General features: G+C 70.0%; 12 protein-coding genes. 6 read left to right on the top strand and 6 right to left on the bottom strand.

Annotated features, from left to right (window positions below):
* Window positions 1-139: 139 nt before the first annotated feature.
* Window positions 140-361 (top strand): hypothetical protein, encoded by a 222-nt coding sequence (locus ACFY1H_RS42995; RefSeq protein ID WP_386955923.1) that lies wholly within the window; start codon window positions 140-142, stop codon window positions 359-361.
* 35 nt (window positions 362-396) lie between these two features.
* On the opposite strand, the gene ACFY1H_RS42990 is transcribed toward ACFY1H_RS42995, so the two are convergent.
* Genes ACFY1H_RS42990 through ACFY1H_RS42975 form a run of 4 tightly spaced genes read right to left on the bottom strand, consistent with a single transcriptional unit; the run spans window position 397 to window position 6,246 of the window.
* A complete protein-coding gene (locus ACFY1H_RS42990; protein WP_386955922.1) occupies window positions 397-2,127 on the bottom strand; it encodes an L-lactate permease in 1,731 nt (576 codons plus the stop codon).
* A gap of 43 nt (window positions 2,128-2,170) precedes the next feature.
* Window positions 2,171-3,487 (bottom strand): (Fe-S)-binding protein, encoded by a 1,317-nt coding sequence (locus tag ACFY1H_RS42985; RefSeq protein ID WP_386955921.1) that lies wholly within the window; start codon window positions 3,485-3,487, stop codon window positions 2,171-2,173.
* Window positions 3,488-4,759: an FAD-binding oxidoreductase gene (locus ACFY1H_RS42980; RefSeq protein WP_386955920.1), complete on the bottom strand. Its 1,272-nt coding sequence runs from the start codon at window positions 4,757-4,759 to the stop codon at window positions 3,488-3,490.
* A complete protein-coding gene (locus tag ACFY1H_RS42975) occupies window positions 4,759-6,246 on the bottom strand; it encodes an FAD-linked oxidase C-terminal domain-containing protein (protein WP_386955919.1) in 1,488 nt (495 codons plus the stop codon). Before ACFY1H_RS42975 ends, ACFY1H_RS42980 begins: the two co-directional genes overlap by 1 nt.
* A 601-nt stretch (window positions 6,247-6,847) precedes the next feature.
* Between ACFY1H_RS42975 and ACFY1H_RS42970 the strand changes: the two genes are divergently transcribed.
* The 3 genes from ACFY1H_RS42970 to ACFY1H_RS42960 all read left to right on the top strand — a co-directional run bounded on the left by ACFY1H_RS42970 (window position 6,848) and on the right by ACFY1H_RS42960 (window position 9,129).
* On the top strand, window positions 6,848-7,288 hold the full coding sequence (locus tag ACFY1H_RS42970) for a nitroreductase family deazaflavin-dependent oxidoreductase (protein WP_366586545.1): 441 nt from the start codon (window positions 6,848-6,850) through the stop codon (window positions 7,286-7,288).
* Window positions 7,289-7,467: 179 nt separating this feature from the next.
* Window positions 7,468-8,670, top strand: coding sequence for an acyl-CoA dehydrogenase family protein (locus tag ACFY1H_RS42965; RefSeq protein WP_386955918.1), 1,203 nt, complete (start codon window positions 7,468-7,470; stop codon window positions 8,668-8,670).
* Window positions 8,671-8,712: 42 nt separating this feature from the next.
* Window positions 8,713-9,129, top strand: a complete 417-nt coding sequence (locus tag ACFY1H_RS42960; RefSeq protein ID WP_386955917.1) for a Rid family hydrolase — start codon at window positions 8,713-8,715, stop codon at window positions 9,127-9,129.
* A gap of 450 nt (window positions 9,130-9,579) precedes the next feature.
* On the opposite strand, the gene ACFY1H_RS42955 is transcribed toward ACFY1H_RS42960, so the two are convergent.
* A complete protein-coding gene (locus ACFY1H_RS42955) occupies window positions 9,580-10,533 on the bottom strand; it encodes a response regulator transcription factor (RefSeq protein ID WP_386955916.1) in 954 nt (317 codons plus the stop codon).
* Window positions 10,534-10,830: 297 nt separating this feature from the next.
* On the opposite strand from ACFY1H_RS42955, the gene ACFY1H_RS42950 reads away from it, so the two are divergent.
* On the top strand, window positions 10,831-12,204 hold the full coding sequence (locus tag ACFY1H_RS42950) for an FAD-binding oxidoreductase (protein ID WP_386955915.1): 1,374 nt from the start codon (window positions 10,831-10,833) through the stop codon (window positions 12,202-12,204).
* A 182-nt stretch (window positions 12,205-12,386) separates the two neighbouring features.
* On the top strand, window positions 12,387-12,866 hold the full coding sequence (locus tag ACFY1H_RS42945; protein WP_386955914.1) for a cupin domain-containing protein: 480 nt from the start codon (window positions 12,387-12,389) through the stop codon (window positions 12,864-12,866).
* A gap of 3 nt (window positions 12,867-12,869) precedes the next feature.
* Here the strand turns inward: ACFY1H_RS42945 and ACFY1H_RS42940 are convergent, their stop codons facing one another.
* Entirely contained in the window at window positions 12,870-13,673 is an 804-nt protein-coding gene (locus ACFY1H_RS42940; protein ID WP_366586558.1) for a phosphate ABC transporter ATP-binding protein, read from the bottom strand.
* Window positions 13,674-13,678: the final 5 nt, after the last annotated feature.

The raw sequence follows: 13,678 nt of genomic DNA, 5'->3' as shown, positions 1-13,678 counted from the left end.
CCGACACCTCCACGACCCACCGCGACTCCTGCCTACACCTGTTCCGGCCCGATTTCGACCCCCCTCACGCGAAGGTGAACCGATTTCTCGTCCGGCGCTCCGCGGGCTCATTCGCCACTCGGTCGCCGAGGAGCAGTTCATGCACCCGGCGGAGCGGAAGTACCTCTGGAACGGGGACGAGCTGAAGCAGTTCGAACGGCTTCGGCCGGACGATGCGAAGTTCGACGAGCTGATCGACGGACTGATGCGGGACATCCGTCACTACAAAAAGGGGAACGAGCGCGCCGCGCAGGCCGCCCCGCAACGCCCAGTGCCTTACCACCTACGAATGCCACACCAGTCATGTCGGGCGCGACATTGACAAGACCGGCCGGCCACACCCGACGCCATCCGCGTTCAGGGCACCATCCACGAGAGCACAGGGCTGGACTGCAGGTAGACGAGCACGCACATCACCGCGAGGAAGACCACGCTCCAGAGGAACACTTTGCGGAAGAGGTCGCCCTCCCGTCCGGACATGCCCACGGCCGCCGCGGCGATGGCGAGGTTCTGCGGGCTGATCATCTTGCCGAGCACCCCGCCGGAGGAGTTCGCGGCGGCGAGGAGGGTGGCGCTCAGCTCGGCCTTCTGCGCGGCGACCACCTGCAGCGCGCCGAACAGCGAGTTCGACGACGTGTCGGAGCCGGTCACGGCGACGCCCAGCCAGCCCAGGATCGGCGAAATGAGCGCGAAGATCCCGCCGGCGCCGGCCATCCACGTGCCGAGCGTCGTGGTCTGCCCGCTCGCGTTCATGACGTAGGCGAGTGCGAGCACGGCCATCACGGTCACGATCGCGGGAGCGAGCTGGCGATACGTGGCGAAGTAGGTGCGTAGCGCGGTCACGGGCCGGATGCGGATCACGGGAATCGTGAGCAGCCCGGCGATGATGAGCAGTGTGCCGGCCGCGGCGAGCCAGTCGAACTTGAACATCGGCAGCGTCGACATTTTCCCGCTCGCGGATGTGATGTGCAGCCCGGGCCAGGCGAAGGTGCGCGTGACGCTGGTCAGCGCGTGCTGGATCGCCGGGATCTGCGCGAGCCCGAACACCGCGATGATGATCAGGTAGGGCGAGTAGGCGCGGAACACCTCGGCGCCGCTGTCGCGGCGGCCGGGTTCGGTGTCACCGTCGCCGCCTCCGCGCGGTGGACCGTCGCGGCCCGCCCGGGGAGCCTGCCGGTCGATCGTGGCCGTCGAGGTCGCCTTCGCCTCCGCGGACCCGTCCGTGCCGGCGCCGGTGCGGGTGACCTCGGGGGCGCCGGTCTCGGTGAACCGCTCGACCGGCTGCCAGACCCGCAGGAACAGGACGACCGCGCCGGCGCTCAGCAGCGAGGCGATGATGTCGGTGAGCGGTGCGCTCACGTAGTTCGAGATCGCGAACTGCGCGACCGCGAAGACCACGCCGCAGACGAGCGCCACCGGCCAGGTCTGGCGGACGCCGCGGGTGCCGTCGATGATGAACACGAGCGCGAGCGGGACGACGAACCCCAGCAGCGGGGTCTGGCGTCCGACCATTGCGGACAGGTCGTGCAGCGGCAGCCCGGTGACGGTGGCCAGCGTGGTGATCGGCACGGCGAGAGCGCCGAAGGCGACGGGTGCGGTGTTGGCGACGAGTGCGACCACCGCGGCCTTCAAGGGCCGGAAGCCCAGCGCGATCAGCATGACGCTGGTGATGGCGACCGGGGTGCCGAACCCGGCCAGCGCTTCGAGCAGCGCGCCGAAGGAAAACGCGACGATCACACCCTGGATCCGCTGGTCGTCGCTGACCCGCGAGAACGAGCGACGCAGCACGTCGAAATGTCCGGTGTGGACAGTCATGTTGTAGATCCAGATCGCGTTGATGACGATCCACAGGATGGGGAAGAACCCGAACGCCGCACCTTCTGCCGCCGCGAGGAACGCCGGGCCGGCCGGCATCGGGTAGACGAAGATCGCGATCGCGAGCGCGACCGCGAGTGAGATCAGCGCCGCGAGCCACGCCGTCATGCGGAGGATGCCGAGCAGGACGAACAGCACGATCAGCGGGATGGCGGCCACGAGCGACGACCAAGCGAGTGAACCCGCAACGGGATCGAGAATCTGCGTGTACATGCGTCACCTCATCGTTGAGGACGACAACGGGGGATTTGCCGGCTTACGCCCCGGAGCGGGACCGCCCGACAGCGTCCGCTGCCAGGCCACGGATCGAAGCGTCGAGGACCTCGACGGTGTGGGCGACCTTCAGCTGCGCGCCGAGCCGCTCGGCGGACGCGGCCAGCTGCATCAGGCAGCCCGGGTTGGCCGTCACCAGCAGGGGTGCGCCGGTGGCGAGAACGTTGCGTGCCTTGCGATCGCCCAGTTCCCCCGCGGCCTCGGGCTGAAGGATGTTGTAGATCCCCGCGGAACCACAGCACAGTTCGGCTTCGGCGATCTCCCGCAGCAGAAGCTCCGGGATGTCCCGCAAGAGCGCGCGGGGCTGCGTGCGGATCGCCTGCGCGTGCCCGAGGTGGCAGGCGTCGTGGTACGCGATCATGACCGGCAGCGGGTGGCGGGTCGCCACCGTTCCCCGCTCCACGAGGAATTCCGTGATGTCACGGACTCCGTCGGCGAATCCTCTCGCGCGCTCGGCGTAGGCGGGATCGTCGGCGAGGAGGTCCGCGTACTCCTTCATCGCCGAACCACAGCCGGCGGCGTTGACCACGACCTGATCGACCCCGGCGGCCTCGAACGTGTCGATCAGCTTGCGGGCGAAGGCTTGCGCCTCTTCCTCCCGTCCGTTGTGGACACTCAGCGCACCGCAGCACCCCTGCCCGGCGGGCGCGATCACGTCGAAGCCTTCCGCGGTCAGCACGCGGGCGGTCGCCGCGTTGACGCCGGGGAAGAACTCCCGCTGCACGCAGCCCAGGAGCATGCCGACGGTGCCTCGCTTCGCACCTTGGGCGGAAGACCGCTCCGGAACCTGCTCGAACGGCTCGAGCTCCGGTGCCAGCGACTCCAGCGCCGCCAGCGCCGGGAATGTCCTGCGCAGCAGGCCGCCGCGGCGCAACCGGCGACTGAGCGCGGTGGCCTGGTAGGCCCGCAACGGGCCGCGCAGGGCGTGCAGCCGCTTGGCGTAGGGGAAGACGCTGAAGATCGCGCGGCGGATCAGCCGGTCGCGGGCGGGGCGGTGGTGACGCCGCTCCACCTGCGCGCGGGTGGCTTCGATGAGCTTGTCGTACTGCACCCCGGACGGGCACGCGGTCACGCAGGCCATGCAGCCGAGGCAGGCGTCGAAGTGCTGCACCATCTCGGGTGTCATCGGCTCGCCGCCGAGGCCCATTTCCATCAGGTAGATCCGCCCGCGGGGCGAGTCCATCTCCTCGCCCCACAACGTGTACGTGGGGCAGGTCGGCAGGCAGAACCCGCAGTGCACGCAGTCACCGATGAGCGCCGCGGACGGCGGGTGGTGGTCATCGAAGGCAGGTTCGGACATCTAGATCCCTCCTGCGAAACGCCCGGGAGCGAGCCGGTGCTCCGGATCGAACTGGTCTTTCACCCGACGCATCAAGCTCAACCCCCGTACCGGCCCCCACGGGTCGAGCGCCGCTTTCACCGCAGGCGGAGCGTCCAGCACGACGACATCCCCACCCCAGGTGGCCGACCGGTCGCGCAAGACCTGGACCAGCTCGGCGATCACGGCGGGCTCGGCGGCACCCGGCACCGCGGCGTACAGGAGACCGACGCCGGCCGAGCCACGGGCCGAGATCGGCAGACGGTGGCGCCGCGCCTGCTCGTCGAGTGTGTTCAGCAGGGCCGGCAGGCCGGTGATCTGGTGTGTGAGGCGCAGGGCCACGCCGTCTCGCTGCCAGGGGGCTCGGCCCCACCACTCCGGCGCGGCGTCGCGCGGTTCGGCGCCGGCCCCGAGCAGTTCGAGGAACTTCCCGACCCGGCCGGCGACTCCCTGCGGGAAGCCCTCGACGAGCACCGCGAGCGTCCCCGTCGCGCCGGCCGGGCGGTCGAGTTCGACCGCGTTCGGCACGAGCTGGGCGTGCAGAACCCGGCGCAGACGCTCGTACGCGACGCCTGTCGAGTCCACCGGCACCACGACCCAGCGGGCCAGCACCGGTCGCGGGTGCAGCCGGAACACCGCCTCGGTGACCAGGCCGAGCGTGCCCCAGGAGCCGGCGAACAGCTTACCGAGGTCGTAGCCCGCGACGTTCTTCACGACCTTTCCGCCGGCCTTCGCCACCACGCCGTCGGCTCGGACGACCGTGATGCCGATGAGCAGGTCGCGCACCGCGCCGTGGGAGAAGCGCAGCGGGCCGGACGCGGCGGTCGCGATGAGCCCGCCTGCCGTTCCGGAGCCGGCCGCACCGGGCGGCAGCACCGGATCGAGCCCGAGCCGCTGGCCCGCGGGGGCGAGGCGCTCCTGCAGCGTCGAGAGGCGGAGGCCGGCGTCCACGTGGACGACGAGGTCGCCGGCGCGGTGCTCGACGACGCGGTCCATGCGGCCGGTGTCCACGACCAGGTCGGCCTTCGCGGGCCGTTGACCCCAGCCGAGTTTCGTGCCCGAGCCTCGGGCGACGACGGCGAGGCGGTTGCCGGCGGCGATCCGCATGACCTCCGCCGCTTCCGCGGTGCTGCCCGGTGCCGCGACGAAGGCCGGTGCGATCCCGTCGACCTCGTCGCCTGCCTCTGCGGGCCGGGCGTGCTTCGCAGTCGCCGCACACAGCGCGTCCAGCACCGCCGGATCGGGCCCGCTCATCAGAAGACCTCGGCGATTCCGGCTTCCTGCAAGGGATGCGCGCCCTTGTGCCGGCCCGGCACCTCGCCGCACAGCCGCGGCGTCGGGAACACCTTGCCGGGATTGGCCAGTCCGGCCGGATCGAACGCGCAGCGCACCAGCTGCATCGTGTCGAGGTCCGCCTCGGTGAACATCCGCGGCATGAACTTCGCCTTGTCCGAACCGACGCCGTGCTCGCCGGTGATCGATCCGCCGTACTCGATGCAGAGGTCGAGGATCGCTCCCGAAACCTCCTCGGCGCGCTCGGCTTCGCCGGGCACCGCGTCGTCGAAGAGCACCAGCGGGTGCAGGTTGCCGTCCCCGGCGTGGAAGACGTTGGCGACCCGGACGCCGCTGCTGCGCGAGAGCTCCGTCATCCGGTGCAGCACCTCGGGCAACGCCGTGCGTGGGATGACGCCGTCCTGGACGATGTAGTCGGGACTGATCCTCCCGACGGCGGCGAACGCCGACTTGCGCCCCTTCCAGAACAACGCGCGTTCCACGTCGTCCTCGGCGATGCGGATCTCGAAGGCCCGGTGCCCGCGGCAGTGCCGCTCGACCTCCTCGAACTGCCGCTCGACCTCGTCGGCCGGTCCGTCCAGCTCCACGATCAGCACCGCACCCGCACCACGGGGGTAGTCACAGTGCACGGCCGCTTCGGCCGCCTCGATCGCGAGCGCGTCCATCATCTCGATCGCCGCGGGCACGACTCCGGCGCCGATGATCTCCGAAACCGCCGCGCCGGCGTCGTCGGTGCTCGGGAAGGCCGCGAGCAGCGTGCGGACCGCTTCCGGCAGCCGGGTGAGCCGCACCGTCACCTCGGTGGCGATGCCGAGCGTGCCTTCCGAACCCACGATGGCCCCGAGCAGGTCGTACCCCGTGGGGTCGGGCGCCTTGCCACCGAGTCGCACGGCTTCGCCGTCGGCGGTCACGAAGGTGATCCCGGTGACGTGGTTGGTGGTGAACCCGTACTTCAGGCAGTGCGCGCCACCCGAGTTCTCCGCGACGTTGCCGCCGATCGAGCACACCTGCTGGCTCGAGGGATCCGGCGCGTAGTAGTAGCCCTCGGGCTTCGCGGCCCGGGAGACGTCCAGGTTGATCACCCCCGGCTCGACCACCGCACGCTGGTTCTCGCGATCGATCTCGACGATGTGCCGCATCCGCGAGGTGACGATGAGGACCCCGTCGGCGCGCGGCAGCGCGCCACCGGAGAGGCCCGTGCCGGACCCGCGCGCGACGAACGGCACGCCGCCCTCCGCGCAGGCGCGCACAGTCTCCACGACGGCGGCCGTGTCCCGCGCGAGCACGGCGAGCGCGGGCGTGACCTTGTAGTGCGCGAGGCCGTCGCACTCGTAGGTGCGCAGCCGCTGGTGATCGTCGATGACCGAATCGCGACCCAACGCCGCCCGCAGGCGCTCGGCCAGCGCCGCGATCCCTGGTCGCACGTCTCGGGGTTCGTAGGTCGTCATGCGCGCCCTCCCGGCCCGCTTGACTGCGGATACGGACGGCTTTCCGAGCTACAGAAAGCAAACTCTGGCTACCGAAACCGTAAAACGCTGCGGAGGGCTAGTCAACTCAGGCCGCCACGAACCTCGCCGGGGCTGTTGGGGGCCGCTGCGAAATTCCAGGCCGAAGAGCGCCTGACAGGTGCCTTTGGCGGCGGACAGGGCCGCGCACGCCGTTTTACCTCGGTCGCGGACCGTCGCCACATCAGCGCCGACCCGGTGGTGCCGGGTGACCCGCGCACAGGCCGTAGCCGACTTCGCGAACGCGGTCACGGCGCAGCTATCGCTCACCGAAGCGGTGCGCCCGCCGGATTGCGGCAAGGTGTTCACCGTGGCCTCCAGGCACAGACTTCGGAGACCCACCCCGGAGTTCACCCGCGCTGCTCCGGGCGGAACCGACACAAGAGGAACCCGCTCGGAAGTCGACCGCCGCCGACCGCGCCCCGTCACCGTGCCCGGTGACGCCGCTCGGTGTCCGGTACCGCGGGACGCGAATCGTCCGATGTGGACGCCGGCGTGCCAAGATCACGGCGCCCCGAGAACCCCCGAACCGGAAGGACCGGTCATGACTTCGGCCGCCGACTTCAACTCCACCGTCATCGACGAGTTCCGCGCCAACGCCGGCAAGGTCGGCGGCATGTTCGCCGGCATGGACATGGCGCTGATCACGACCACGGGCGCCAAGACCGGCACGGTGCGCACCACCCCGCTCAGCCACCTGGCCGACGGGGACCGGATCGTCGTCATCGCCTCCAACGGCGGCGCCGACACCAACCCGGCCTGGTTCCACAACGTCAAGGCCAACCCGGCCGTCACCGTCGAAGTCGGCGCCGAGACCTTCGAGGCCACCGCCGAACCCCTCGAATCCGGCCCCGAACGCGACGCCCTGTTCGCTCGCTTCGCGGACAACTTCGCCCGGCTCACCGCCGGCACCACCGGCTTCCCCGACCACGGCACGACCACTCGCGTCATCCCGGTCGTGGTCCTGCACCGCGTCTCCGCCTGACCACTTCCCAGGGCCGCCGGTTCGAAGCCTGCGATCAATCGGGCAAGACTGATACGCGTTCGACTGCAATCGTTTCCATCCATCTTACTTGCAAATCCGGCGGATATTTCTGCTAACGTTTGCAATTGAACTTTCAAGTCGCTCGGATAGCAGGAGCGGCACCCTCCTGAGAGGTACTGATGGCGACAAGTATCGATTCTGACGTCATTCCCGACTCGCGCCGGCTGTCCGACGAGCTCGTCGCGTGCGCCGCCGGACTGCGGGCCATGCTGCGGCAAGGCGGGCAGTTCGCCGACGACAACCGGACCCTGTCCCCCGAGGTTGTCGACGCGCTGCAGGCCGCGGACCTTTACCGTCTCTGCGTTCCGAAGCGGTTCGGCGGGCTCGAGGCGGATGTCCGCACCCTCGTCGAGACGACGGCGGAGGTCGCCCGCGGCGACGGCTCCGCGGGCTGGGTCCACGCGCTGATCAACTCGGCGGCCTGGATCGCCTCCACCTACTCCGAACAGGCCCAGCAGGACGTCTGGGGCACGAACCCGGACGCGCGCCTGTGCACCGTCCTGAACCCGGTGGAAGACGTCCGCCGCGTCGACGGTGGCTACGTGGTCAGCGGCAAGTGGCCCTTCGCCAGCGGCTCGGCGCACTCGCAGTGGGCGCACCTCGGCGTGATGACGCCCGACGACGAGGGAAATCGCGTTCAGAGCCTGGCGCTGTTCCCCATGGACGAGCTCGAGATCGTGGACACCTGGTTCGTCGTGGGGATGCGCGGCACCGCCAGCAACACGCTCGTCGCCCGCGACTTTTTCGTTCCCGATCACCGCGTCCAGCGGTACGACGACCTCGCCGCCGACGTCTACGCGACCTCGTCCGAGGCACCCGTTCACCGCGAGTCGTTCCTGCCGGTCCTCGGCGTTGTGCTGTGCGGTGCCCAGCTGGGCCTCGCGCAGGCCGCCGTCGACCTGACGCTCGCGAACTTGCCGCGGCGGACGGTGATGTACTCGAAGTACGACCACGCCGTGGACGCGCCGGCCAACCGGACCGGGATCGCCGAGGCGGTGTCGTCGGTCGACATCGCCACGATGGTCGCCCGGCGCGCGTGTGACGACATCGTGCGCCTCGCTCACGAAGGCGCGAAGCCCGGCTTGGTCGTCCGCGCTCGCATCCGGATGGACACCGGGCTCGCGATCACCTACAGCCGCGGTGCGATCAACCGCACGCTGACGATGAACGGCGCCGGCAGCTTCGCGACGGGCAACCCGTTGCAGCGCATCTGGCGCGATTCCGAGGCCGCCAGCCGCCACGGCCTCATCCAGCCCGAGATCGCGACGGAGATCTACGGCCGGGCGTTGTTCGGCGACGACGAGTTCGTCATGCCCATCTGAGCGGTTCCCATTCACCCCACGAGAAAGGACACAGGTCCACGAATGACCACCGACGACAAGCCCTTCACCGTGATCGACGAAACGGGAGAGAAGACCGGCGTCTCCGGCCTGCCCCTGGTCCCGGCGATCCGGATTCCGGCCGGCGCGGATCTGATCTACGTCTCCGGCGTCCTCGGCGGCCCGAAGAACCCTGCCGACCCGACGGACCTGCGCTCCGAGATGCACCGGCTGTTCGCCAATCTCGAGCACGTCCTCGCCCTGTCGGGAGCGACGATCGCGGACGTGATCAACGTCGGCAAGTTCCTCGTCGACGTCGACCGGGACAACGAGATCGTCGTCGAGGTCATGCGCGAGTACTTCAAGCGGATGCCGACCTCGACGACCGTCGAGGTGTCGCGCCTCGTCCCGCCGAACCTGCGAGTCGAGGTCAGCGCGATCGCGGCCGTCCGCCCGGCCTGACCCGCGCCGGTGTGACGCGGCCGGAGCGATCCGGCCGCGTCACCTCAAGCCAACGCGTTTCGCGCGAGTTCGGGGGTCGAACCGGAAATAGTGTTACAGCCGGACCCGGGCGGAATCGACTATTCGGCGTCGTCCGAGTGCGACGTGGATCTCAGCGATGAGCAACGGCGCCCCGTCCCGTCGCGCCGAAGCCCAGTTGTCGCGCACGAGGTCGAACAGTGCGGCCGTGCGATTCGGGGATTCGGGGATTCGGAACAGAAGTGCCGGCCCGACGGACAACGGAGTGCCAGCACGATCGTATCCGGTGTGTCGAAGCGGATCCGGTCCGGGGACGCTGATCCTCATGAAGGGCATCGCGTCCAGGTTGCGCACTCCGTTCACCGCCGATCGAGGATCCGAGAACGGTGCCGAAATTCTCCACTTCATCCGCTCGGGCTCACCTTCGGCAGGTCAACGGAGTCCGCCGAGCACCGAGGTCAGTTCGCCTCGGCTGTTGACCCCGAGTTTGTCGTAGATCGCCTTCAGGTGGTCGGCGACGGTGTGGCGGGTGATGAACAAGGCGCTCGCCAGCTCGACATTCGTGAGGCCTTTCGCGGCCAGGGCCGCGACCTCCCGTTCGCGCGCGGACAGTTTGTGGGCCCGCATCAACAGCGGTCGTAAATCCGCCTGGCAGGCGGGTTCGATGGTCACCGCGATGGCCCCGTCGCCCAGTGCCGAGCCGCCGGACAGCCTCGCCGCGCGCAGGAGAAGCCAGGTTCCGTCGTCGGCGCGGATGCGCAGCTGGGGTGTCGACGGTGGCAGGACATCGGGACCGAGGCGGGCCGCGATCGCGTAGACGAACCCGGGGAGGGGATCACCCCCGGGGGCGGGCTGCGGAAGGCGGGAGAGCCAGCGGTCCGCCTCCGGCGTCGACGCCACCGGGGCCAGGCCGCGATCGAGGATCAGCGTTCCGGCCTCGTCGCCGCTCGGGCGCTCCCCCGCCGGATCGATCGTGCTCCGCCGCAGGCGGCGGCCCAGGGTCGGCGCGATCTTCAGGACCGCGTCAACGTCGGCCGCGGAGAACCGGCGACCGTCGTGATCGCGGAACAGATGCAAAATCCCCCAGCAGGCGCCGTCCGCGCCGAGGGCGACGGAGAGCCCGTCGCGAAGTCCGCCCGGCTCACCCATTTCCCACCAGTACGACTCGCGCCGTGGCAGCCCTTCGGCGTCGACGCTCGTGAAGGCGAAGCCCCGGCCGGTCAATTCCCGGTACTCGCCCGACGACGCCCAGGAAGTCTGCAACCGGCGCTGCTGCAACCCGAGGACCGAGTTGTCACCCACGGTCCACGAGGGAGCCCAGGTCATCGGATCGATCAGGCTCCAGCACATCGAATCGAAGCCCACGATCCGGCGCAGCTCGGGCACCGCGGACCACTGGAACGCCTCGCACGTCGACCGCGCGTCCGCCATCCGCTCGATCGCCGCGTACGCGTCGCCGGTCACCGGCGTCATCCGAGTCCTTTCCCCGCCCCAGGTACCCGCCACCAAAATAATGCGGAAAATGACCGCCGGGCAAAGTGACTCCCGACACCCCTATAGGTTGATCGAGGTTTATTTCCGATACCACCGTCCACTGTGTCCGGCTGTTCCGGACGGATTCCCGTTCGAATCCCCTGCTCATGGGATTCCGGTCCGCCGGATTCGCATGTCAGCATCGCGCACATGGTTATCAGAGATCTGGCGCAATGGGCGCAAAATGTGCAGGGCGCGGTCATCGGGACCGATGACGAACGGTTCGAGCGCGCCGGCAAGCCGTGGAACCTGACGGTCGAGCAGCGTCCGGCCGCGGTCGTGGCGGCCGCCGGCGTCGAGGACGTGGTGGCCACGGTGAAGTTCGCCGCCGAGCACGGCATCCGGGTCGCACCGCAGGGCACCGGCCACGGCGCGATCGACTCCTACGACGGCGCCCTCCTGCTGCGCACCGGCGAGCTGAACGCGATCGCCATCGACCCGGCCCGGCGCCGGGCCCGCGTCGGTTCGGGGGTGCGGTGGCAAGATCTGCAGCAAGCGTGCACCCCGCACGGCCTCAGCGGCCTGGCGACGAACGTCCCCAGCGCCGGGGTCACCGGGTACACCCTGGGCGGAGGGCTCGGGCTGTTCGCCCGGCGGCACGGCCTCGCCGCGCACGGAGTGGTGTCCGCCGAGCTGGTCACCGGCGAAGGGCAGCGGTTGCGCGTGGACGCCGAGCACCACGCCGACCTGTGGTGGGCGCTGCGCGGGGGCGGCACCCCGCCCGGCATCGTGACCGAGCTGGAGATCGAGCTCGCTCCGGTTCCCGAGCTCTTCGCGGGCGATCTGATCTGGCCGGTCGACGCGGCACTCGACCTGTTCGCCGCCTACCGGACGTGGTCCTCGACGCTGCCGGAGGAAATGACGACGGCGATCGGGGTGCACCAGTTCCCGCCGCTGCCCTCGGTGCCGGAGCCGATTCGCGGGCAGCGCGCGGTCACCCTGACGGTCTGCCACCTGGGCACGGCGGACGAGGCGCGGCGGTTGCTGCTTCCGATGCTCGAAGTCGCCCAGCCCATGCTCGATTCCACCCGGCCGCGCACGCCCGACGACCTCGACCTGGCCGGCGTCCCCGCCGACGGCGCGCCGGTCGTGATCCGCACCGAGATTCTGGACGACCTGCCGGAGTCGGCGTTGAGCGCGGTGACCGACCTCGGTCCGCAGGGCAGCCCGCTGTCCGTCGTCGAGTTCCGCCGCCTCGGCGGAGCCCTGAACCGGCCGGCCGAGGCGCCCGCCGCCCTCGACCGGGTCGAGGGCGAGTACTTCCTCGAGAGCGTCGGGCTGATCTTCCGGCCCGAGGACGTGGCCGCCCTGGCCGAGGAGCAGGGGCGCGTCCTCGATGCGCTCAAGCCGGCCGCGACGGGACGGACGTTCCGCACGTTCGCGAGCGCCGACGACCGCGCCGTCGACCGGTTCTTCGCGCCCGATGTCGCCGCACGCCTGGGCGGGATCGCCCGGCAGTACGATCCCGGCGCCGTCATCCACGACCCGCTCGGCCTTCGCTCGATCGGGGGCCCCCGAGCCTGAAGCGTGGCACTCCGGCGCAGACCCGCCAGCCGCAAAAGTCTGCGCCGGGGTGCGCGGGTCCCAGGAGCGAAACGATCCCCGCGAAGTGGCCCAATGATCTTGAGCCGAAGTGACCCGCGTTCCGGTGCCGTCCCGACCTTACGGTCGAGAGGGAGATCAACTACCGGGCGGGAGTGCGGACCATGAACAGGACAGTCAAGACAACATTGGTTTCCCTGCTGGCACTGGCCGGCGTGGCAGCGTGCGGCTCGGGTCGAGCGGCCGACCTGGCGCCGGCCGCCGGCAGCCCCAGCAACGGCGGCCCGGCAGAGCACCAGACGAAGGCCGGTGCCGTCACCCGGCTCATGACCCAGGCCCTGCCCGACATCCCGGGCAAGGAGGGCATGATCGAGATCGTCGACTTCGCGCCCGGGGAGGCCTCCCAGGTGCACCGGCACAACTGCGACCTGTTCGTCTACGTCCTCCAGGGAAGTGTTGTCACGCAGGTGAAAGGCGGCAAGCTGCAGACCGTCAACACCGGGGGCGTCTTCTTCGAGTCCCCCACCGACGTGCACGTCGTGAGTCGCAACGCGAGCACCACGGAGCCGGCGAAGCTGGCCGTGTTCTACGTGAAGGCGAAGGGGACGCCGCCGACGGTCATCCTCAACGACGACGGCGAGTAGGGCTCAGCCGAAGCGGCCGTGGACGTAGTCGGCGGTGCGGTCGTCGTGGGGTGACTCGAAGATCGTGGTGGTCGGGCCGGCCTCCACGATGCCGCCGGGGGCGCCCTCTTCGGCGAGGAAGAAGGCGCACTGCGCGGAAACCCGTTGGGCCTGCTGCATGTTGTGGGTGACGATCACGATGGTCACCTCGCCGCTGAGGTCCTCGATGGTCTGCTCGATGCGGCGCGTCGACGTCGGGTCGAGCGCCGAGCACGGCTCGTCCATGAGCAGGACCTTCGGGCGGACCGCGAGGGCCCGGGCGATGCACAGGCGCTGCTGCTGGCCGCCGGACAGCGCGCCGCCGGGCTGGCGGAGGCGGTCGCGGACCTCTTTCCACAGGCCGGCCTTGATGAGGCACTCGGCGACGAGATCGTCCTTTTCGGAGCTGCGCACCTTGGTGCCCGTGAGTTTCAGGCCGGCGGTCACGTTGTCGAAGATGGACATCGCCGGGAACGGGTTGGGCTTCTGGAACACCATGCCGATGTGGCGGCGCGCGTCGGTGAGCTTCCACGACGGGTCGTAGATGTCGTCGCCCCCGAGGAGGACCTCACCGGCGAGCGTGGCGCTAGGCACGAGCTCGTGCATGCGGTTGAGGATGCGCAGGAACGTCGACTTCCCGCACCCCGACGGGCCGATCAGCGCGGTGACGGACCGCGCGGGCATGGTCAGCGACACGCGGTCGAGCACCTTGCGGTCGCCGAACCACGCGGACACCGCGCGCGCCTCGATCGACGTGGTCTCCTCGACCGACGGCAGCAGCATGGTCATCCTGG

It is taken from the genome of Amycolatopsis sp. NPDC001319 (assembly GCF_042896185.1).
In the GTDB taxonomy this organism is placed as follows: Bacteria; Actinomycetota; Actinomycetes; order Mycobacteriales; family Pseudonocardiaceae; genus Amycolatopsis.
This window is presented reverse-complemented; position numbering and strand designations above follow the sequence as displayed.

What these genes read in the sequence shown, in the direction of transcription:
- ACFY1H_RS42995 (WP_386955923.1), top strand. Translation starts at nt 140, where the DNA reads ATGCACCCGGCGGAGCGGAAGTACCTCTGGAACGGGGACGAGCTGAAG.
- ACFY1H_RS42990 (WP_386955922.1), bottom strand. Translation starts at nt 2,127, where the DNA reads ATGTACACGCAGATTCTCGATCCCGTTGCGGGTTCACTCGCTTGGTCG.
- ACFY1H_RS42985 (WP_386955921.1), bottom strand. Translation starts at nt 3,487, where the DNA reads ATGTCCGAACCTGCCTTCGATGACCACCACCCGCCGTCCGCGGCGCTC.
- ACFY1H_RS42980 (WP_386955920.1), bottom strand. Translation starts at nt 4,759, where the DNA reads ATGAGCGGGCCCGATCCGGCGGTGCTGGACGCGCTGTGTGCGGCGACT.
- ACFY1H_RS42975 (WP_386955919.1), bottom strand. Translation starts at nt 6,246, where the DNA reads ATGACGACCTACGAACCCCGAGACGTGCGACCAGGGATCGCGGCGCTG.
- ACFY1H_RS42970 (WP_366586545.1), top strand. Translation starts at nt 6,848, where the DNA reads ATGACTTCGGCCGCCGACTTCAACTCCACCGTCATCGACGAGTTCCGC.
- ACFY1H_RS42965 (WP_386955918.1), top strand. Translation starts at nt 7,468, where the DNA reads ATGGCGACAAGTATCGATTCTGACGTCATTCCCGACTCGCGCCGGCTG.
- ACFY1H_RS42960 (WP_386955917.1), top strand. Translation starts at nt 8,713, where the DNA reads ATGACCACCGACGACAAGCCCTTCACCGTGATCGACGAAACGGGAGAG.
- ACFY1H_RS42950 (WP_386955915.1), top strand. Translation starts at nt 10,831, where the DNA reads ATGGTTATCAGAGATCTGGCGCAATGGGCGCAAAATGTGCAGGGCGCG.
- ACFY1H_RS42945 (WP_386955914.1), top strand. Translation starts at nt 12,387, where the DNA reads ATGAACAGGACAGTCAAGACAACATTGGTTTCCCTGCTGGCACTGGCC.
- ACFY1H_RS42940 (WP_366586558.1), bottom strand. Translation starts at nt 13,673, where the DNA reads ATGACCATGCTGCTGCCGTCGGTCGAGGAGACCACGTCGATCGAGGCG.